Origin of the sequence: Prescottella sp. R16 (assembly GCF_030656875.1) — a bacterium.
Lineage (GTDB): Bacteria > Actinomycetota > Actinomycetes > Mycobacteriales > Mycobacteriaceae > Prescottella.
Genome location: NZ_CP130943.1, coordinates 2,685,133 through 2,705,275 on the forward strand (window position 1 = coordinate 2,685,133; position 20,143 = coordinate 2,705,275).

A 20,143-nucleotide genomic window follows, 5' to 3' on the forward strand; every position below is an offset into this window, starting at 1 on the left:
CCCTCAACCTCAACCATAGGGTCAAAGTTATGTCAAGTAATTCCTCTGGTGCGAAACGCTATGTAGTACCGCAGCGTTCCGCCAGCAGGCGCGCCGATGCACACCAAGTTTTTGTGGGGCCGACCCCGGAAACCGAGAGACCCCGACCCGATTCCCGTACCGGTCGTCGCATCACCCGTCACTTTACTGTGGGCAACTCGGGACTCGACACATCGAACCTCTGGCCTGGCTGCGTCAGCAGTACCGAGACGACAGCCGACTTCCTCTCGGAACTGTCGGCGTTGCCCCACACCACGACGCGGCCGTCCCCCAGCGTAACCGAGACACTCGAAATCGTCGGTGCCACAACCTCGGACACCTGGACCCGAATGGACTCCGGCAACGACGTCAGCACCGCGAGCGCGGCCCGCGTCGCATGATCGTCCCGACCCGGGGTCGGCGTGACGAGCCTCGGCACCCCGAACGGCGGCGGCTCGATCGCATAGTCGACCCCGTCCGCGTCCAGCAGATGCGGGCCCTCCGGCGAATCGAAGAACACCACCGGCACCCGCTCTGTGACCGTGAGCCGGATCGTCGACGGATACTGTCGCTGCACCCGGGCCTCGGCGACCCGGGGAATCCCCGCGACCCGCCGCGCCGCCGCAGCCGTGTCCACCCGCAGCAGCGGCGTCCCCTCCGCGACACCGAGAACCCCGAGCGCCTCCTCCTCGGTGACCACCCCGTCACCCGAGTAGACGATCGACCGGACCGACATCAGCGGACTGAACCACAACACCGCGACCCCGACGACGAGAACCGTCCCGATCGCAGCCCCGATCAGGAACACCTTGCGGCGCAACGCACTCGCACGTTCCCGGTCCGCCGTGGCCCGGCGGCCGGGCCGGCCCGCCGGATCCGGCGCCGCCGTCTCCCCCACATCCACCGCCGCATCCGGGCCCGGCCGCTCGCTCGACCGGGCCCGCGGACGGGCCCGACGGTCCCGCCGGGCATCCGGACGGCCCCGACGGGACCGGTCACGACCGTCGACGGTCATCGCGACTCCGGACCCGATTCCGCCGGACGCCGCCCGTGCCCCGACTGCGCCCGCAACGCGTCGAGAATCGGCCCGCCGAGCATCGTCACGTCACCGGCACCCATCGTGATCACGACGTCCCCCGCCTCCGCGAGACCCGCCACCTGCCGCGGCAGCTGCGACCGATCCGGCTGATAGTGAACGGGTTTCGACACCGACTGCGCCACCAGGGCACCACTGACCCCCGGGATCGGTTCCTCCCGGGCGCCGTACACGTCGAGCACCACCACCTCGTCGGCGAGACTCAACGCCTCCCCGAACTCCCGCGCGAACGTCTCCGTACGCGAATACAGGTGCGGCTGGAACAGCACGATCACCCGGCCGCCACGCGGATCACCGGCCACCAGTTCGCGGGCGGCACCGAGCACCGCCCGCACCTCCGTCGGATGATGCGCGTAGTCGTCGAACACCCGCACGCCGCGTTCCCGCCCCGTCAGCTGGAATCGGCGGTGCACGCCACCGAACCCGGAGAGCCCCTCGAGCAGTTCCTCGACGGGCGCACCCGCATCGAGGGCGGCGAGCAGGGCGGCGAGCGCGTTGAGCGCCATGTGCCGTCCCGGAATGTTCAGGTGCAGTGCGCGGGTCCGCTCCTCCCCTGCGAGCCGGATGTGCGCCACCCCGCCGACGTCACGGGCCTCCCACGACACCAACTCCACCCCGACCGGGACCTCCGGCAACGACGCAGCGGCCGCCTCCGACGTCCCGTACCCGACCACCCGGACGTCCTGCCGAGAATCGAGAGTCCGGCGCGCCAACTCGAGAGCCCCCGGATCGTCGAGGCACGCCACCAGCAGGCCGCCCGCCCCGATCCGCGCGACGAAGTCGTCGAACACCTGGACGTACGCCTCGTCGGTGCCGAAGAAGTCGAGATGGTCGGCCTCGATGTTGGTGACCACGACGATGTCCGGGTCGTACTGCAGCAGCGAGCCGTCGCTCTCGTCGGCCTCCGCGACGAACACCTCACCCGACCCGTGATGGGCGTTGGTACCGGCCTCGTTCAACGTGCCGCCGATCGCGAACGACGGGTCGAACCCGCAGTGCTGCAACGCCACCACGAGCATCGACGTCGTCGACGTCTTCCCGTGCGTGCCCGACACCAGCAGCGTCCGATGCCCCTGCATGAGCGACGCCAGGACCGCCGGACGCAGGATCACCGGGATACCGCGGCGGCGCGCCTCGACGAGCTCCGGATTGTCCTTCGGGATCGCCGCGTGCGTCGTCACGACCGCCGTCGGACCACCCGGCACCAGATCGAGTGCACTCGCATCGTGCCCGATCCGGACCACTGCACCGCGGGCCCGCAATGCGAGCACTCCGCGGCTCTCCTTGGCGTCCGAACCGGACACCTGTCCCCCGCGGGCCAGCAGGATCCGCGCGATCCCGGACATGCCGGCACCACCGATACCGACCATGTGCACCCGTTCCAGGTGCGCGGGCAACGACTCGCTCATCGGTTTCCTCTCGCTTCGTCGACGACGATCCGGGCGACCGCGTCCGCCGCGCTGCGGTGGCCGGCCCCGGCCGCAGCCCGACCCATCTCACCCAGCCGTGCCGGGTCACCGAGCAGTGGGACGACGGTGTCCGCGACGTACTGCGGCGTCAGGTCGGCGTCCGCGACGAGCGCGCCGCCACCGGCAGCGACGACGGGCCGCGCATTGAGTTCCTGTTCACCGTTTCCGTGTGGCAACGGGACGTAGAACGCGGGCAGCCCCACCGCCGACACCTCGGCGACCGTCATCGCCCCGGACCGGCAGATCACGGCGTCCGCCGCCGAATACGCCAGATCCATCCGGGACAGGTACGGCACCGCGACGTACGGCGCCGCAGCATCCGAGGTGACCTCCACCGAATTCTTGGGCCCGTACGCGTGCAGCACGGAAATCCCCGCCGCCGCCAGCGCCGGCGCCGCCCCGACGACCGCGTCGTTGAGGGAGCGGGCGCCCTGCGAACCACCGAACACCAGCAGCACCGGCCCCTCCGCAGGCAATCCGAAATGCGCGCGGGCCTGCGCCCGCAACGCTGCCCGGTCCAGCCCGGTGATCGACGCCCGCACCGGGATACCGACGATCTCCGCGTCGCTGCGACCCCGCGCCGCGACCCCGGACCCGGCCACCGCGGCCAACACCCGCCGGGCCCGCCGGGCACCGATCTTGTTCGCGATACCGGCGCTCGCGTTCGCCTCGTGGACGACGATCGGGATCTTCCGCCGCCGCCCGAACAGGCCCGAGCCCGCCGCCAGATACGCCGGCAACGCCACATAGCCGCCGAACCCGACGATCACGTCCGCGTCCGTGCGGTCCAGGACCGCCCGCGTCGCAGCCACCGAACGCCGGACCCGGCCCGGCAACCGCAGCAGATCCAACGTCGGCTTCCGCGGCAGCGGCACCGGTGGAATCAGCTCCAGCGGATACCCCCGCTCGGGCACCAACGTCGTCTCGAGACCGCGTTCGGTCCCCAGCGCGGTCACCGTCGCCGCCGGGTCGAGGGCGCGGATCGCGTCCGCGACGGCCAACGCCGGCTCAATGTGACCGGCGGTTCCACCGCCCGCCACCACCACGGACAGTCCCGCCTTCTCACGGTTGTCGCCGTTCACCTACGCATTCCTCGCTCTCCAGAACGGGCGCTCCGTGGTGGAGTGGCCCGTCCCCGTTCCGAACCCGGGACCCGTCCCCTGTGTCCTCGTGGTTCCTGCTGTCCCCGCTGTGTTTGCCTGACCGGTGTCCGGGCCGGTGCCGACGTCCGCGCCGGGGTCCGTGCCCGGGTCCCCTGCGAGAGTTGCGCCCGCTGCGGCGCCGCCGCGATCCGTTGCTGCGCCCGGGCCCGCTGCCGAGGCGCCCCGAGCCGCGGCGGCACGTACGCCACCGGCTTCGGCAGCCGCAGCAGCCGCGACACCCGGCCGTCCTGACCACTGCCCAGCGCCGCGACCGCCTCCGGTTCGTGCCGGGCCGCGTTCGCCACCAGACCGAACATCAGCAGCGTCGTGGCCGTCGACGTGCCACCGGCCGACACCAGCGGCAGCTGCAGACCGGTGACCGGCAGCACCCCGACGACGTACCCGATGTTGATGAACGCCTGACCGGTGATCCACGCGGTCGCCGTGGCGGTGAGCAGCTGCAGGAACGGATCCGACGACCGCCGCGCGATCCGCAGCCCCGTGTACACGAACAGCCCGAACAGGCCGATCACCGCGGCCGCACCGATGAAGCCGAGCTCCTCGCCGATGATCGCGAAGATGAAATCGTTGTGCGCGTTGGGCAGGTAGCTCCATTTGGCGCGGCTCTGCCCGAGTCCCTCGCCGAAGAAGCTGCCGTCGGCGAGCGCGAACTTGGCCTGCCGGGCCTGGTATCCGATGCCCTGCGGGTCCGCCGCCGGATCGAAGAACGCCTGTACCCGCGCCGACCGGTACCCGGCCGTCAACGCGAGTGTCACGGCCGCCAGCGCGCCCGCACCCAACGTGAAGAGGAAAATCTTGAACGGCAGGCCCGCGAACCACAGCAGGGCCAGCAGGATGATGCCGAGCGAGATCGTCGTTCCGAGGTCCGGCTGCAGCACGATCAGCACGAACACGATCATCGCCGCCGGCACCAGCGGGATCAGCATCTCCTTGAGCGACTGACGATCCCGACGCCGGGTCGCGAGCAGATGCGCGCCCCACACCGCGAAAGCGATCTTCGCCAGCTCCGACGGCTGCAGCGAGATCGGGCCGATCACGAACCAGCCGCGGGTGCCCTGCGACAGGGTGCCGATGCCCGGGACGAGGACCAGCACCAGCATCACGACCGTGGCCCCGAACGCCCACAGCGACCACTTCCGCATCAGCCGGACCGGGATGAGCAACGCCACATAGAAGATCACGAACCCGAGCGTCGCGAAGATCAGCTGCGAGACGAACTTGCCGTACGCCGACCCGTCCGCCGCAACCGACTCCACACTCGACGACGACAGCACCATGACCAGACCGAGCACCGTGAGCAGGAACGCGATCGTGACGACGAGATGGAACGACGTCAACGGCCGCGCCAACCACGTACCGATCCGGGTGCGCGGCCCGCTGTCGGCCTTCTCGGGTCTCATCGACGGGATCCGAACTCCCCACTCGTGATCTGCTCCGCGGCGACGCCGCGCGCGGCGGCAGCGAAACTGCGGCCACGGTGACCGTACGAATCGAACATGTCCAGGGACGCCGCCGCCGGCGCCAGCAGCACCGTGTCTCCGGGCGCGGCCATCGCCGCCGCCACCCGCACCGCCTCCGCCATCACCTCGTCGGCACCGGCGCCGACCAGATCCAGCCGAGTGGAGTCCGGGTTGTGCACGCCCATGCCTGCATCGTCTCCCGACCGGACGTGTACGACCGGGACCTCGGGCGCGTGTCGCGCCAGCGCGTCCGCGATCGCCGGGGCATCCCGTCCGATGAGCACCGCACCGGCGAGCCGGTCCGCGACCTCCGCGATCAGCTCGTCGACCCGGGCGCCCTTGAGCAGGCCGCCGGCGAGCCACACCACCGACTCCTGCGCGACGATCGACGACCGTGCCGCGTGCGGGTTGGTGGCCTTCGAGTCGTCGACGAACCGCACGCCCGCCGTCTCGCACACCAGTTGCGCCCGGTGCGGGCCCACCCGGTGCGCCCGCAGACCGGCCCCGACCACGTCCGCGGGGATCCCGGCGGACCGGGCCAGCGCGGCCGCGGCGAGCGCGTCGCACACCCCGGCCGGGCCCGGCGGACTGACCTCGACGGCCGGCAGCAGCGGGGCCGCAGCAGCATTTTCGGTGAACGCGCGATCGACCAGCACACCGTCGGCGACACCGAGCTCACCGGCGGCCGGTGCACCCAGCCGGAACCCGACGGTCCGGCCGTCCCGGGGACGATCGGCGAGCGATGCCGCGGCCGCGTCGTCCAGTCCCACGACCGCGACGTCACCGTCCAGCGCGTGCGCCTTCGCGTCCACATAGCCGGGCATGCCGCCGTGCCAGTCCAGATGGTCCTCGGCGATGTTGAGGACGACCCCCGCCGCCGGACGCACCGACGGCGCCCAGTGCAACTGGAACGACGACAATTCGACCGCGAGGACGTCCGCGCGCGGCGACTCGGCCCGCAACGCGTCCATGACGGGTAGGCCGATGTTGCCGCACGCCGCCGACCCGATCCCCGCAGTCTCGAGGATCGACTGCAGCATCGACGTCGTCGTGGTCTTGCCGTTGGTCCCGGTCACCACCAGCCACTGTCGCGGCGGACCGTACAGGCGGGCCCGGTCGACCCGCCACGAGAACTCGACGTCCCCCCACACCGGCACACCGGCGCCGGACGCGAGAGTCACCAGCGGGGCGTCCGGCCGGAAACCGGGGCTGACGACGACGAGCGCGAAGCCCGCCACCCGGGCCGGGTCCGCGACGACGTCGTCGATCGGCACCGTCGCCGCACCGAGCTCGGCGCACGCGGCGAGCGCGGCCGCATCGGTGTCGGCGACCGTCACCCGCGCGCCGAGGTCGTGCAGCGGCCCGATCACCGCCCGGCCCGAGATACCGGCCCCGGCGACCAGCACGTCACAGCCGTGCAGGCCGTCCAGACCGGCCTGCACGAGGTAGCGCTCGCCTGGCTGCATGCGTCAGTCCCCGATCGCCGCGAGGTACTCGCTGTAGAACAGGGCCAGGCCGATGGCCGACGCGATCGCCGCCAGCAGCCAGAACCGGATGATCACCTGGGTCTCCTGCCAGCCACCGAGCTCGAAGTGGTGGTGGAACGGCGCCATCCGGAACACCCGCCGGCGGCTGGAGCGGAACACCGCCACCTGGATGACCACCGACGCGGCCTCCGCGACGAACAGCGCACCGATGACGACCATCAGCAGTTCGGTGCGGGTCGTGATGGACAGACCGGCGAGCATGCCGCCGAGCGCGAGCGACCCGGTGTCGCCCATGAAGATCTTCGCGGGGGCGGCGTTCCACCACAGGAAGCCGATGCACGCCGCGGCGCCGGCCGCGCACAGCAGCGCCAGATCCAGCGGATCACGCACGTCGTAGCAACCCTTGGCCGGTCCGATGCTGCCCGGGCCGGTGCTGCACGCGTTGCGGTACTGCCAGAACGTGATGATCACGTACGCGCCGAGGACCAGGCTCATCGAACCGGCGGCCAGGCCGTCGAGACCGTCGGTGAGGTTCACGGCGTTCGACCACGCACTGACCAGCAGATACACGAAGAAGACGAACACGACCGAGCCCATGGACACGGTCGCGATGTCCCGCACGTACGACAGGTGCACGCTGCCCGGGGTCAGGCCGTTCCCGCCGCGGAACTGCAACGCCAGGATCGCGAACACGACCGCGGCCACCAACTGGCCGACGAGCTTCGCGGTCTTGTTCAGACCCAGGTTGCGCTGCTTGCGGATCTTGATGAAGTCGTCGAGGAAGCCGACACCACCGAGCGCGGTCGTCAGACCGAGCACCAGCAGACCCGACGCCGACGGCCCCTCCGCGTCGTAGCCGATGCCGATGAGGTGCGAGCCGAAGTAGCCGGCCCAGATGCCGGCGAGGATCGCGACACCGCCCATCGTGGGGGTGCCCCGCTTGGCCTGGTGACTCGCCGGGCCCTCGACGCGGATCTCCTGACCGAACCCCTGCCGGGAGAAGATCTTGATGAGGACCGGGGTGAGCAGGATGGAGACCGCGAGCGCGATGCCCGCGGCGAACAGGATCTGCCTCACTGCACGGCCCCCTCACCCGTCGACACCGAATCGGCGACCGGTGCCGCGAGGACCGCATCCGCGACCTCCCACAGACCGACGGACTGCGACGCCTTCACCAACACCAGATCTCCCGCCCGCAGTTCCTGTTCGAGGAAGGCGATCGCGGCGGCCGTGTCGGGCACGTGCACCGCCTCGTCACCCCACGACCCTTCCATGATCGCGCCCTGGTACATCGCCCGGACCGGACGTCCCGGACCGACGATGACCATCTTGGTCACGTCGAGGCGGACCGCGAACCTACCGATCGCATCGTGCTCGACCACCGCATCGTCCCCGAGTTCGGCCATCTCCCCGAGCACCGCCCACGTCCGGCGCGGCGCCCCGGCGGCGGACCGGGCCATCGTCACCAGCGCCTTGATCGCGGCCCGCATCGAATCCGGGTTGGCGTTGTACGAATCGTTGACGACGGTGACACCGTCGGCCCGGTCCCGCACGTCCATGCGCCGGCCGGACACCGCCCGCGCGCCGCCCAGCGCGGCCGCGATCTGGTCGAGGCTCGCACCGCATTCGAGGGCGACGGCCGCCGCGGCGAGCGCGTTGCCCACGTGGTGCTCGCCGTGCACGGCGAGCGTGACCGGGACGGCACCGGCCGCGCATTCGAGCGTGAAGCTCGCACGGGCCTGCTCGTCGAGGTGCACGTCGGTGGCCCGGACGTCGGCGTTGCTGGAGAGCCCGACCAGCACGACGCGGGCCTTGGTGCGCGACGCCATCGCCGCGACCAGCGGATCGTCCGCGTTGAGGATCGCGACACCGCCGTCGGCGGCCGACGGCAGCGACGCCGGCAGCTCACCCTTCGTCTCCGCGATGGCCTCCCGGGAACCGAACTCGCCGAGGTGCGCGGTACCGACGTTGAGCACGACACCGATCCTCGGCGGCGCCGACTTCGCGAGAGCCGCGATGTGCCCGCGTCCGCGCGCGGACATCTCCAGTACCAGGAAACGGGTGTCGCCGTCCGCGCGCAGCGCCGTCCACGGATGCCCGAGCTCGTTGTTGAACGATCCGGGGGGTGCGACGACGGCACCGAGCGGCGCCAGCACCGCGGCCAACAGGTCCTTCGTCGACGTCTTGCCCGACGACCCCGTCACACCGACCACCGTGAGCCCCGACTCCGCGGTGAGCCGGTCGACACTCGCCCGGGCCAGCCGCGCGAGCGCCTCGAGCACCGCGGCACCCGAGCCGTCCCGGTCGTGCTCGAGGGCCAGTGCACCACTGCCCGACGCACCCAGCGGTTCGACGACGATCGCCGGCACCCCGACGGGCCGCGCCGCGAGCACCGCGGCCGCACCCGACGCGACCGCACCGGCCGCGTGGTCGTGCCCGTCGGTGTGGGCACCCGGCAGCGCCAGGAACAGTCCGCCCGGAGTCACCGTGCGGGAATCGAACTCCACCGTTCCCGTGACGGTGGCCGACGGGTCGTCGACATCGTGAAGCGTCCCGCCGACCGCCTGAGCGATCTGGGCGAGCGTCATCGGGATCATGCGTTTCCTCCGTGTGCGGGGCCGTCTCCGGAGACGATCCGATCGATCGCCTCTCCCAGAACCTCGCGGTCGTCGAATGGGTACTTCACCCCGTGGATCTCCTGGCCGGTCTCGTGCCCCTTGCCGGCGACCAGCACGACGTCACCGGGTCGCGCCCAGCCGGCAGCGGCGGCGATCGCGTCCGCCCGGTCCCCGATCTCCCGCACCTCACCGCGTTCGGCGGCCGGGACGGCCAACGCTCCCGCGGTGACGGCGGCCCGGATCGTCGCCGGATCCTCGGTGCGCGGATTGTCGTCGGTGACCACCAGCAGGTCGGCACCCCGGGCGCCGGCCTCCCCCATGAGGGCACGCTTGCCGGTGTCCCGGTCCCCGCCGGCCCCGACGACGACCGCGATCCGGCCGCAACTGTCGGCCACCTGGCCGCGCAGGGTCGCGATCACGGCCTCGAGTGCGGCCGGTTTGTGCGCGTAGTCGACGACGGCCAGGAAGTCCTGCCCCCGTTCGACGCGCTGCACGCGGCCCGGTACGTCGACACCGGCGATCCCGGTCAGGGCCGCGTCGACGTCCGCACCGGCCGCAGCGCACACCGCGACCGCGAGGGACGCGTTCGCCACGTTGTAGTGGCCGGGCAGGCGCACCGACACCTCGCGGGTGACACCGTCGGGGCCGGTGAGTGGGAACGTCTGCGTGCCCGAGAGAGCCGACACGCTTCCGCCCGCACGCCAGTCCGCGACCGGAGTCCCGGTACCGACCGTGACGACGGAGCCGGGATCCGCCGGATACGCCGAACGGGCGACGTCCGCCATCCGCCGCCCCCACTCGTCGTCGACGCAGATCACCGCACGCTCCGCGCGTACCGTCGAGTCGGCCGCGAACAGCCGGGCCTTCGCCGCGAAGTAGTCGTCGAAGTCCTTGTGGAAATCCAGGTGGTCCTGCGACAGGTTCGTGAACGCCCCGAGCGCGAACCGCACCCCGTCCACGCGGCCCAGCGACAGGGCGTGACTCGACACCTCCATCACGACGGTGTCGATGCCGCGCTCGAGCATCGCTGCGAACAGGGCGTGCAGTTGCGGTGCCTCCGGCGTGGTGAGCGCGCTCGGCACCCGGTCCCCGGCGACACGCGTCTCGATCGTGCCGACCAGACCGATGCTGCGGCCGGCCGCCGCCAGACCCGCCTCGATCAGATACGACGTCGTCGTCTTCCCGGACGTGCCGGTGATCCCGACGACCTGCATCCGCTGCGACGGATGCCCGTACACGGTGGCCGACGTCGCACCGAGCACCCCGCGCGGATCCGGATGTACCAGCACCGGAAGCGGATTCGCGAGAGCCCCCGCCTGCTCCCGGATCACGGCGAGCCCGGCGTCGTCGGTGAGGACCGCGACTGCGCCCGCAGCGACCGCGTCGACCGCGAACCGGGCACCGTGCGTGTGCGCGCCCGGCAGCGCCGCGAACAGGTCGCCGGGGCGGACGGACTGCGCCCGCAGTTCGATACCGGTCACCGACCTCGGCGCCGGCGAATCGGGGCCCACCTCGTCGAGCCGGGCCCCGATCGTCTCGGCGAGGACCGCGAGATCCGTCGAAGGCGGATTCGCCGGGCGCAGACCGCCGCTCGGCGCCCTGTCCGGCGTGGCAGGCTGCGGACTCGGAAGCACGGGCAGCGGGTCCTTTCGGTTCGGCGGAAACTCTCGGGTCGGGCACTTACAGATCGACGTGTCAGATTACCGGCGGCAACGCCTGCGACACGAGTCACCACGTCGGACGCGCGCAGCGGGGTGTCCGGCGTCACTTCCCGCGCTGGTCAGTCGACGTCGGCTTGGAGTATCAGCCGTCGACCCGGATCCGGTGACATCGGCACACTGTCGCGTTGCAGCAGCCACGACGCGATGTTGTGGAACAGCGGCGCCGCCGACTGCCCGCCACCACCGTCCACACCGCGCACCGGGGCGTCGAGCATGATGCCGATGACGTAGCGGGGATCGTCGGACGGGGCGATACCGGCGAACGTGATCCAGTAGTTGGAGTTCGAGTAGCAGCCGCACGCCGGATCGACCTGCTGCGCGGTGCCCGTCTTCCCGCTGATCTGGTAGCCCTCGACCGCGGCCTGCGTCCCGGTGCCCTGCTGGTACCCCATCGGGTCCGCCTGGGTCACCGACCGGAACATGTCCCGGACCGTGCGGGCCGTCTCCTTGCTCACCACGTGGACCGGATCGGGCCGCTCCGTCTCGGTGCGGGTGCCGTCCGGTGCGACGGTGGCCTTGACGATGCGCGGCGGGATCCGCTCACCGTCGTTGGCCATCGCCTGATAGATCCCGGTCATCTGCAGCAGCGTCATCGACAGGCCCTGCCCGATCGGCAGGTTCGCGAACGTGCCACCCGACCAGTCCTCGAGGGCCGGGACACTGCCGGCGCTCTCGCCGGGCAGACCGACACCGGTGGCCTGCCCCATCCCGAACCGGTGCAGCATGTCCGCGAACCGCTCCTCACCGACCCGCTCCGCGAGCATCAGGGTGCCGACGTTCGACGACTTCCCGAACACACCGGTGGTGGTGTACGGCACCACGCCGTGCGCCCACGCGTCCTTGACGGACACGCCCGCCATCTGGATCGAGCCGGGCACCTGCAGCACCTCGTCGGGAGTGGTGAGACCGTATTCGACCGCGGCCGCCGCCGTGATGATCTTGTTGACCGAGCCGGGCTCGAACGGACTGGTGACCGACAGGTTGCCCATCCGCGCGTCGGGCGGGTTGTTGCCGACCCCGATCGCCGGGTTGAAGGTGCCGTCGTTGGCCATCGCCAGCACCTCGGACTTCTTCGCGTCCAACACGACGACGGACGCGTTCTTCGCCCCCGACAGATCCTTGGCCTGCTGCACCTGCTGCTGCACGTAGTACTGCAGATCCGAGTCGATCGTCAGCTCGACGGTCTGCCCGTCGACGGCCGGACGCTGATCCCGGCGACTTCCCGGGATGACGGCACCGTCGGAGCCCCGGTCGTGGGTCTCGGAACCGTCCTCACCGGCGAGGACGCCGTCCATCGAATCCTCGAGGCCGAGCAGACCGTGACCGTCCCAGCCCGTCGCACCGACGATGTTCGCGGCCAGCGACCCACCCGGATACTCGCGGATGTCCTGCCGTTCGAGACCGACCTCCGGGAACTCCTCGGCGATGTCCGCGGCGACCGCCGGATCGACACTTCGAGCCAGGTACACGAACGTCTCGTTACTGCGCAGCTTGTCGAGAAGGCCCGATTCGGGCGCGGCGTCACCGAGCCGGTCGTGGATACCGGCGGCGATCTCCTTCACCCGGGTCTGCGAGTCCGGCTGCGTGTCGTCCTTGGCGTGCAGCTCGTCGATGTTCTTGCGTTCCCGCACCGGCTGGAACGTGAGCGCCTTCGCGTCGAGCGTGTAGGCGAGCTTGTTGCCGTTCCGGTCGACGACAGAACCCCGCGTCGCAGGCAGCGTGACGACGGTGGTGCGTTGGTTCGCGGCCTCCGCGGACAGCCGCGGCGCGTCGATGCCCTGCACCCACAGCAACTGCACGGCGACGACACCGAGCGCGATGAGCATGACGGCGCGCCCGTACTTGAGCCGGAACGCGAACGCATCGCTGCGCCGCCGCGCGGGCCGACGCGGTTTTCCCGGCCGGGCCCGGCGCTGCGGTTGCGGCGCCGGACGACGGCGGGGTGCCGGGCGACGTCCGCCGGGGGACGTCACTGCCGCGTACCTGCCGGGGGCTGGTTGACGACCGTGACGGGTGTGGGCTGTTCACCGCGGGCTTCGAGGCGGCCCTCGACGCTCTGTCCGGGCAGCGGCGCGGCCGGGGTGTTCTGCTGCGGCGGCGCGGGCGCGGTGGTCCGCGGTGCGGGTGCCCGGTCCAGCGGCGGGACGGGAGTGCCCTCGGCAGGTTTCGGGGTGCCGACGACAGCAACGGCACCGTCGGTGCCCAATACCAGACGCGCCGGATCCTTCGCCGGGATCAACCCCAGCTCCGCCGCCTTCGACGCGAGTACCGGCGCCGAGTTCCCGGCGGCGACCTCACGCTGGACGGCTGCCGTCTGCTCACGCAGGCTCTGGTTGTGCGCACGAGCGTCCGCGAGTTCGTACGAATCCTCCGCGGCACGCGTCGTCAGCAGCAGCGTCGTCGCCAGCCCCAGGCACAGCAGCGCAATGATGGTGGCCACGAACGGAACCCGCGCCGAGATACGCCGCGCCGACGATTCCTGCGAGGGCACCGGCCGGGCGGACGCCGCGGGACGCTGCTCCGGGCCCGAGGCACGCTGCCGACGCCGGTCGTAGGCACGTTGCGCCGCCGTGGACCGCCGGACCCGCACGGTGGGAGCCGCTTGGACAGTCATGTCGTCGTCCTCCTCGCGATTCGCTGCGCCGCCCGCAAACGCACGGGTGCAGCTCTCGGGTTGTCCTCGATCTCCTGCTCGGACGCGCGTTCCGCACCACGGGTGAGGATGCGGAACTCCGGCCCCATACCGGGAAGTTCCACGGGCAGACCCTCGGGGGTCTTGGACTTCGAGAGGGGCGTCAGTTCCTGCTTGACGACCCGGTCCTCGAGCGACTGATAGGACATGAACACGACACGGCCCCCGACATGGAGGGAGTCGAGTGCCGCCGGGACGGCGGCCCGCAGCGAGTCCAGCTCGCCGTTGACCTCGACGCGCAGCGCCTGGAAGGTGCGCTTGGCGGGGTGCCCGCCGGTACGCCGGGTGGCCGCCGGGATGGCGTCGTAGAGCAGTTCCACGAGCGCCGCACTGGTGGTGAACGGCTGCTTCTCACGGCGGCGCACGATCTCCGACGCGATCCGGCCCGCGAACCGTTCCTCACCGTAGGTGCTGAGGATGCGCGCGAGTTCGCCGTGGCTGTAGGTGTTGAGGATCTCGGCGGCGGTGAGCCCGGCGGTCGGGTTCATCCGCATGTCGAGCGGCGCGTCGACCGAGTACGCGAAACCGCGGTCGGCCTCGTCGAGCTGCATCGACGACACCCCGAGGTCGAACAGGATCGCGGTGACCGTGCCGACGGGTGCGAGTCCGGCCTGGTCGAGTGCCTCGACGATCCCGTCGTAGCGGGTGTGCACGAACGTGGTGCGATCCGCGTACGGCGCCAACCGGTCCGACGCGATCCGCAGCGCCGCAGGATCACGGTCCAGCCCGATCAGGTGCAGACCGGGATAGGTGCGCAGGAAGTGCTCCGAATGACCGCCCAGACCGAGTGTGGCGTCGATCATCACCGCGCCGGCACCGGACGGGTCGTCGGCCGTGATCGCGGGACCGAGCAGTTCGTCCGCCCGATGCAGCAGGACCGGCACATGACCGAACTCGTCGGGGACCGACCGGGTGTCGTCCTCGCCGTCGACCATGTGTCCTCCGGTTCGTGCTCGTGCGCTCGCGCGCGGTACTGGTTGTTCGGAGGTGGCGAATGCCTCGGGGTCCCTGTCCGATCGAGGAGCCTGGCACTGGGGAAGAGTGTCAGGTTCCCGGTGGTGATCCTGGCGCTGGGGAAGTGCGTCAGGGTCACACTCGGGCAGAGGCCTCGCGGCACTCGCCGGCAGCCGGGGGCTAGAAGATCCCCTCGAGTGCCTCGTCTCTGGCTTGCGAATAGCTTTCTTCGTGCTCCGCGAGGTAGTCCGCCCAGGCCTGGGCGTCCCATATCTCGAGGAAGTCGACCGAACCGATCACCACACAGTCCTTGGACAACCCCGCATAACGGCGGTGGTCCGCAGACAACGTGATCCGGCCCTGGCCGTCGGGGTGCTGCTCGTCGGTTCCGGAGGCGAGCCCACGCACGAACGCCCGCGCCTGGGGATTGCTCCGCGAGGCCGCAGCCGCACGACGTGCGAGTGCGGTGAACTCCTCACGGGGGTACACCGCGAGGCTGTGGTCCTGCCCCTTCGTGACCATCAACCCTCCCGCCAGCGCATCCCGGAACTTCGCGGGCAGCGTGAGCCGCCCTTTGTCGTCGAGCTTGGGCGTGTAGGTCCCGAGAAACACTCGACACCTCCCGCCGGGGCCCTGTGACGACCATGCGCGCAGCACTTCCGAAATTTTCCGTCGTGCCGTTCACATTTCTGGCGGGTCGCCTCCACGATCCGCCGTCCGCCACTTTACCCCACTTTCCACCACTTTCAATCCGAACCACCGGGCGATTTGACAAGCAACGGCCGATAATTGCAGCTCACAGCGGGGGCACGGAGTGGGGGACGAATCGGCGCGTGACAGCAGACACCCGAAACCGAGGAACCGCCCCCATGCCACATTCGGCACGAATCGGCTGCGACACGCCCGTCGAGACCACCTCGAACCCGGCACAGACCGGGCACAGACCGGGCACAGACCAGCCGGTGGGGAGCGGTGGGGAACGAGCAAACCCCAGGTGGGGTGGGTCGACGGCCGGCGGAAACGAGGAACGACGGGCGGCCGCACCGACCGCCCCGGCACACACGAACGCGGCGGCGCGACCGTTGTGGTCGCGCCGCCGCGTTCGAACGAGTTCGGTTACTTACTCCTGCTCGAATCTCCTCCGGAAACGATCCTCCATACGGGACGAGAATCCGCCCGTGGACTTCTTGCCACCATGGGACTTGCGGGGATTCGCTCCCCCCGCCCCCCGTGACGTGTCGTTCCCTTCGGGAACCGTCGCCGAACTTCCCTTGCCTCCACCGAGAAGGAAGAGAATTCCGGCACCGAACATCACGACGAATCCGATCAGACTGATGATCGGAAACTCGCCCAACCGCACATTGAGAGCCACGCCCGCGACAAGGAGAACGAGGCCCAGAACGAAGAGGGCCACCGCCTGCAATCGACGCTTCCCGGACGGGGCGCGCATACGCCCGCCCCGCACAGTGGACGCGAACTTGGGGTCCTCGGCGTAGAGCGCGCTCTCGATCTGGTCGAGCATGCGCTGCTCGTGCTCGGAGAGTGGCACGGTACCTCCCCCGGCACTAAGAGTTGACACCTCGCCGCGGTGCGGTGAGGCGGGTAACGGCTGACGGTTACCTGAACTCGATAATACGAGGTGCGCCCGCGGCGTACCACCTACTCCGCCGACAAGTTCCCGACGAATCGGTGGTATCCGGGGGTTGCCACCGACGACAAGCCCGTGACCTGCCGAAATGCGGCGTACCGGACACTCGGTGTTCGCTACGCGCCGACACCGCCCCCGCCCCGCACCACCCCGGTGAGCAGATCGTCCACCGCGATGAGGAACCGTCCGACGTCCGCGTAGAACCGATCCGCTGCGGAGCTCTCGACCGAGCGGGTCACCCCCGATTCAATCGCGGCCCGGAGCGCGGAGTGCTCCGCGAAGTAGTCGGCCCAGTCCGCGAACTCCGGTGCCGCGCGCGCCATGAGCACCCAGGCACTGCGCGAACGCGGACGTCGCCCGGTCGCCGCCCGGGCCGCACCGTCACAGGCCGCCAGTACCGCGGCGGCCCCCTTCAACGCGGCCAGATACGCGCACCGGAACCGTTCGTCGGCCCGCGACGCACCGGCAGCCTCCGACAGCAAGCCGTCCGCGCGCCGCAGCAACACCGTCGCCCGGTACGGCGCCGACATCGGCGAACGCACGGCCGCCGCGCACCCACCTGCCGGCACCACCGGACTCGACACCACCCGTGCCATGACTCAGAGCACCTCCCACGGCTGCCGAGTTCCCGGTGATCCGGTGATGCATCGCTTCCCCACAGAACCACCGACACATCACCGGATCACCATCATCGAACACCTGTTCGACATATTCAATATAGCTGGCCCCACCGACACGTCGTCAAGGGAGAGATCAAGAGTGAGCCCACAGACGGACTCCGAGGACCGCTCGGACGGCACCGAACCGAGAATCGTGGATCTGCCCGCGGCCGACATGCGTTCCCGGTTGCCCGAGGCACTCGCGATCTACGTCGCCGCCATGGGGTATCCGAAAGGCACCGAATACCACCGCGCACCCATGTGGTCCGAGCACATCGCTCGGCCCGGCTGGCGTGCCGTCGGTGCCGTCCGCACCGACCCCCACCACCCCGACCGGCCCGCGGAGCTCGTCGCGATCGCCTACGGCTACCGCGGCGGCCCCGACCAGTGGTGGCAGCAGCAGGTCCGCCACGGAATGCGCGCGACCGGTTGGAGCGGCGAGCAGGTCGACTTCGTCCTGGGGAACTATTTCGAGCTGACCGAACTGCACGTCCACCCGGACGCGCAGGGCCACCGACTCGGCGAACAACTGCTCCGCCGACTCCTCGCCGACCGCCCGGAGCGGGGCGTCCTGCTGTCGACCCCCGAGGTCGATCGCGAGGACAACCGTGCGTGGCGGCTGTACCGGCGCACCGGATTCCGCGACGTCGTCCGGCACTTCACGTTCGCGGGCGACCGGCGTCCGTTCGCGGTTCTGGGCCGAGGGTTGCCGCTGTGACCGCGACTCTCGACGCCGTCGTCGTCGGATCGGGGCACAACGCACTCGTGTCCGCGTGCTACCTCGCCCGTGACGGCTGGTCCGTCGAGGTCCTCGAACGGGACACGGTGCTCGGTGGTGCGGTGTCGACCGTCGAGAGGTTCCCCGGGCACCGGATCGACCGAGGCTCGTCGGCGCACATCATGATCCGGCACTCCGGGATCGTCGAGGAACTCGGCCTCGCCGCCCACGGGCTGCGCTACATCGACTGCGATCCGTGGGCGTTCGCGCCCGCGCCGGCGGGGTCGGATCGTCCGGGCATCGTGTTCCACCGCAGCCTCGACCGGACGTGTGCGTCGATCGAGGCTGCGTGCGGCGTCGCCGACGCGGACGCCTACCGGCGGTTCGTCGGCACGTGGGGGCCGCGCAGTGCCCGGGTCATGCGCGCGTTCGCGGCCCCGCCGACCGGCGGGCACCTGCTGCGCTCGTTCTGGGGCCTGGACACGTCCGACGGGGCCGGCGCGCTCTCCCGCGAGTTCATGACGACGGGTGACGCACTGCTCGACGAGTACTTCGACAGCGAACCGCTCAAGGCGGCGCTCGCCTGGTTCGGTGCCCAGTCCGGTCCCCCGATGTCGGAGCCGGGCACCGCGCCGATGGTGGGGTTCGCGGCGCTGATGCACACGCTGCCCCCGGGCCGCGCGGTCGGCGGCAGCGGGGCGCTCACGGCGGCGCTGGCGTCGCGTCTGGAATCGGACGGCGGCACCGTCACACTCGGTGACGGGGTCACCGAGTTGCGTCGCGACACCGACGCCTGGACCGTCGTCACCGCGTCGGGCCGCCGGGTGCGGGCCCGCACAGTGATCGCGGGCTGTCACGTGCTCACGACACTCGACCTGCTCGAACGAGGCGGCTACGACCGGGAGACACTCGCAGGCTGGCGGCGGCGGATCCGCGTCGGCCCCGGAATCGGGCTGGTGCTGCGGCTCGGGACGGACGCGTTGCCGTCGTACCCGAGCGTGCCCGACGGCGAGACCACTGTGTCGTCCACGTCGGGGCTGCAACTGCTCGTCACCGATCGGGCGCAGCTGCGGACCGCGCACGGCGCTGCGCTGGCCGGTGAGCTGCCCCCGGATCCGGCGGTGCTGGCCATGAGCTTCAGCAGTATCGATCCGACCATCTCCCCGGCCGGGGAGCATCAGGTGACGTTGTGGTCGCAGTGGCAGCCGTACGCACTGTCCGGCGGCCGGAGCTGGGCCGACATCGGCGAGCGGGAGGCCGACCGGGTGATCGCGGGCGTCGACGCCCTGGCCCCCGGTTTCGCCGGCAGCATCCGGCACCGGCACGTGCAGACGCCCGCGGACATCGAACGCGAAATGGGGCTGCTCGGCGGCAACGTGATGCACGTGGAGATGTCGCTGGACCAGATGTTCATGTGGCGGCCGATCCCGGAGCTGTCGGGGCAGCGCGTCCCGCACGCGTCGGGGCTGTATCTGACCGGGGCGTCCACGCATCCCGGTGGCGGCGTGTCCGGGGCCAGTGGGCGCAGCGCGGCCCGGATCGCGCTCGCCGACGCGCGCGGCGGCCGGGTGCGGCGTCTGCTGCGCGGCCGGCTGCGGTGACGAGCACCGTCACCCGGTCCCCGCTCGTGCGGGTGTCCGCGGTGCTCGCGGCGGCCGCCGTCGCGGCGCAGATCGTCTATCCCCTCGTCGACGGACGTGCCCGAGATGTCGTGACGGTCGTGGTCGTCGCACTGCTGGCGGCGGCGTCGATCGTGCACGCCGTCGCGGTCCGGGGCGGCCGGTGGGCGGTGGGCCTGGTAGCGGCGACGGCCGGGATCGGGCTGGTCTCGGAGATCGTCGGGACGGCGACCGGCTACCCGTACGGCTGCTACGCGTATGCGACGGACCGGCTCGGCTGGGCGATCGCGGACGTCCCGGCGGTGGTGCCGTTGGCGTGGACGGCCGGCTTCTACCCGGTGTGGTGTGCGGCGTCGCTGGTCACCCGGACGCGGGTGGCCCGGATCGTACTGACGACGATCGGCGTCGTCGGCTGGGATCTGTACCTCGATCCGCAGATGGTCGCGGACGGCCAGTGGCGCTGGTGTGTCGTCGACGCCGGACTGCCCGGTATCGCGCACATTCCGCTGACCAACTACGCCGGCTGGCTGCTCGTCGCGGCCGTCATGGCCGTCGTCGTGGATCGACTCGATGCCCGGCTCGATACACGACCGGGCTCGTCGCCGCCGTCGCCCGCTCGGGACGCGGTCCCGTTCGCGCTGCTGTCGTGGACGTGGCTCGGGTCCGCGCTCGCGCACGCCGTGTTCCTGGACGCGCCCGAGTTGCGGTATTCGGCGGTCTACGGGTTGCTCGCGATGGGGGCCGTCGGGGTGCCGCTGCTGGTGCGGCTGGCACGCCGGAACGTCGACACCTGACACCGGCGGCGGGCTGCGCCTGGCAGG

17 protein-coding genes are annotated in these 20,143 nt (G+C 70.9%); 3 read left to right on the forward strand and 14 right to left on the reverse strand.

The annotated features are described in order from the left end of the window. Window positions 1-178: 178 nt before the first annotated feature. The 14 genes from Q5696_RS12595 to Q5696_RS12660 all read right to left on the reverse strand — a co-directional run bounded on the left by Q5696_RS12595 (window position 179) and on the right by Q5696_RS12660 (window position 16,922). Window positions 179-1,033, reverse strand: a complete 855-nt coding sequence (locus Q5696_RS12595; protein ID WP_305091689.1) for a cell division protein FtsQ/DivIB — start codon at window positions 1,031-1,033, stop codon at window positions 179-181. Further along, the gene (gene murC / locus Q5696_RS12600; protein WP_305091690.1) at window positions 1,030-2,523 is read right to left on the reverse strand and encodes a UDP-N-acetylmuramate--L-alanine ligase; all 1,494 of its coding nucleotides are present in this window, start codon (window positions 2,521-2,523) and stop codon (window positions 1,030-1,032) included. The genes Q5696_RS12595 and murC overlap by 4 nt, the downstream gene beginning before the upstream one ends. After that, complete coding sequence (murG, locus tag Q5696_RS12605) at window positions 2,520-3,665, reverse strand: undecaprenyldiphospho-muramoylpentapeptide beta-N-acetylglucosaminyltransferase (protein WP_305091691.1); 1,146 nt, start codon at window positions 3,663-3,665, stop codon at window positions 2,520-2,522. The genes murC and murG overlap by 4 nt, the downstream gene beginning before the upstream one ends. Continuing rightward, on the reverse strand, window positions 3,662-5,146 hold the full coding sequence (gene ftsW / locus Q5696_RS12610) for a putative lipid II flippase FtsW (protein WP_305091692.1): 1,485 nt from the start codon (window positions 5,144-5,146) through the stop codon (window positions 3,662-3,664). Before ftsW ends, murG begins: the two co-directional genes overlap by 4 nt. Beyond that, window positions 5,143-6,672, reverse strand: coding sequence for a UDP-N-acetylmuramoyl-L-alanine--D-glutamate ligase (gene murD, locus Q5696_RS12615; RefSeq protein ID WP_305091693.1), 1,530 nt, complete (start codon window positions 6,670-6,672; stop codon window positions 5,143-5,145). The genes ftsW and murD overlap by 4 nt, the downstream gene beginning before the upstream one ends. 3 nt (window positions 6,673-6,675) lie before the next feature. After that, window positions 6,676-7,770 (reverse strand): phospho-N-acetylmuramoyl-pentapeptide-transferase, encoded by a 1,095-nt coding sequence (gene mraY / locus Q5696_RS12620; RefSeq protein WP_305091694.1) that lies wholly within the window; start codon window positions 7,768-7,770, stop codon window positions 6,676-6,678. Beyond that, the gene (locus Q5696_RS12625) at window positions 7,767-9,290 is read right to left on the reverse strand and encodes a UDP-N-acetylmuramoyl-tripeptide--D-alanyl-D-alanine ligase (protein ID WP_305091695.1); all 1,524 of its coding nucleotides are present in this window, start codon (window positions 9,288-9,290) and stop codon (window positions 7,767-7,769) included. The genes mraY and Q5696_RS12625 overlap by 4 nt, the downstream gene beginning before the upstream one ends. Beyond that, the gene (locus Q5696_RS12630; protein ID WP_370654925.1) at window positions 9,287-10,951 is read right to left on the reverse strand and encodes a UDP-N-acetylmuramoyl-L-alanyl-D-glutamate--2,6-diaminopimelate ligase; all 1,665 of its coding nucleotides are present in this window, start codon (window positions 10,949-10,951) and stop codon (window positions 9,287-9,289) included. Before Q5696_RS12630 ends, Q5696_RS12625 begins: the two co-directional genes overlap by 4 nt. Before the next feature lie 140 nt (window positions 10,952-11,091). Then, the gene (locus Q5696_RS12635) at window positions 11,092-13,005 is read right to left on the reverse strand and encodes a peptidoglycan D,D-transpeptidase FtsI family protein (protein ID WP_305091697.1); all 1,914 of its coding nucleotides are present in this window, start codon (window positions 13,003-13,005) and stop codon (window positions 11,092-11,094) included. Further along, window positions 13,002-13,646, reverse strand: a complete 645-nt coding sequence (ftsL, locus tag Q5696_RS12640) for a cell division protein FtsL (RefSeq protein ID WP_305091698.1) — start codon at window positions 13,644-13,646, stop codon at window positions 13,002-13,004. Before ftsL ends, Q5696_RS12635 begins: the two co-directional genes overlap by 4 nt. Beyond that, a complete protein-coding gene (gene rsmH / locus Q5696_RS12645; RefSeq protein ID WP_305091699.1) occupies window positions 13,643-14,659 on the reverse strand; it encodes a 16S rRNA (cytosine(1402)-N(4))-methyltransferase RsmH in 1,017 nt (338 codons plus the stop codon). Before rsmH ends, ftsL begins: the two co-directional genes overlap by 4 nt. Before the next feature lie 199 nt (window positions 14,660-14,858). After that, the gene (mraZ, locus tag Q5696_RS12650; protein ID WP_305091700.1) at window positions 14,859-15,290 is read right to left on the reverse strand and encodes a division/cell wall cluster transcriptional repressor MraZ; all 432 of its coding nucleotides are present in this window, start codon (window positions 15,288-15,290) and stop codon (window positions 14,859-14,861) included. Window positions 15,291-15,798: 508 nt separating this feature from the next. Next, entirely contained in the window at window positions 15,799-16,227 is a 429-nt protein-coding gene (locus Q5696_RS12655) for an SCO2097 family morphological protein (protein WP_305091701.1), read from the reverse strand. A gap of 215 nt (window positions 16,228-16,442) precedes the next feature. Next, complete coding sequence (locus Q5696_RS12660) at window positions 16,443-16,922, reverse strand: SAV_6107 family HEPN domain-containing protein (RefSeq protein ID WP_305091702.1); 480 nt, start codon at window positions 16,920-16,922, stop codon at window positions 16,443-16,445. Window positions 16,923-17,160: 238 nt separating this feature from the next. On the opposite strand from Q5696_RS12660, the gene Q5696_RS12665 reads away from it, so the two are divergent. The 3 genes from Q5696_RS12665 to Q5696_RS12675 are packed head-to-tail and all read left to right on the forward strand — an operon-like array spanning window position 17,161 to window position 20,116. Then, a complete protein-coding gene (locus Q5696_RS12665) occupies window positions 17,161-17,703 on the forward strand; it encodes a GNAT family N-acetyltransferase (RefSeq protein WP_305095270.1) in 543 nt (180 codons plus the stop codon). Continuing rightward, the gene (locus Q5696_RS12670; protein ID WP_305091703.1) at window positions 17,700-19,304 is read left to right on the forward strand and encodes a phytoene desaturase family protein; all 1,605 of its coding nucleotides are present in this window, start codon (window positions 17,700-17,702) and stop codon (window positions 19,302-19,304) included. Before Q5696_RS12665 ends, Q5696_RS12670 begins: the two co-directional genes overlap by 4 nt. Then, window positions 19,301-20,116: a carotenoid biosynthesis protein gene (locus Q5696_RS12675; protein WP_305091704.1), complete on the forward strand. Its 816-nt coding sequence runs from the start codon at window positions 19,301-19,303 to the stop codon at window positions 20,114-20,116. Before Q5696_RS12670 ends, Q5696_RS12675 begins: the two co-directional genes overlap by 4 nt. Window positions 20,117-20,143: the final 27 nt, after the last annotated feature.

Excerpts from the sequence above, each read along its gene's own strand:
- Q5696_RS12595 (WP_305091689.1), bottom strand. The coding sequence starts at position 1,033 with ATGACCGTCGACGGTCGTGACCGGTCCCGTCGGGGCCGTCCGGATGCC.
- murC (WP_305091690.1), bottom strand. The coding sequence starts at position 2,523 with ATGAGCGAGTCGTTGCCCGCGCACCTGGAACGGGTGCACATGGTCGGT.
- ftsW (WP_305091692.1), bottom strand. The coding sequence starts at position 5,146 with ATGAGACCCGAGAAGGCCGACAGCGGGCCGCGCACCCGGATCGGTACG.
- murD (WP_305091693.1), bottom strand. The coding sequence starts at position 6,672 with ATGCAGCCAGGCGAGCGCTACCTCGTGCAGGCCGGTCTGGACGGCCTG.
- Q5696_RS12625 (WP_305091695.1), bottom strand. The coding sequence starts at position 9,290 with ATGATCCCGATGACGCTCGCCCAGATCGCTCAGGCGGTCGGCGGGACG.
- ftsL (WP_305091698.1), bottom strand. The coding sequence starts at position 13,646 with ATGACTGTCCAAGCGGCTCCCACCGTGCGGGTCCGGCGGTCCACGGCG.
- rsmH (WP_305091699.1), bottom strand. The coding sequence starts at position 14,659 with ATGGTCGACGGCGAGGACGACACCCGGTCGGTCCCCGACGAGTTCGGT.
- Q5696_RS12660 (WP_305091702.1), bottom strand. The coding sequence starts at position 16,922 with ATGGCACGGGTGGTGTCGAGTCCGGTGGTGCCGGCAGGTGGGTGCGCG.
- Q5696_RS12665 (WP_305095270.1), top strand. The coding sequence starts at position 17,161 with ATGCGTTCCCGGTTGCCCGAGGCACTCGCGATCTACGTCGCCGCCATG.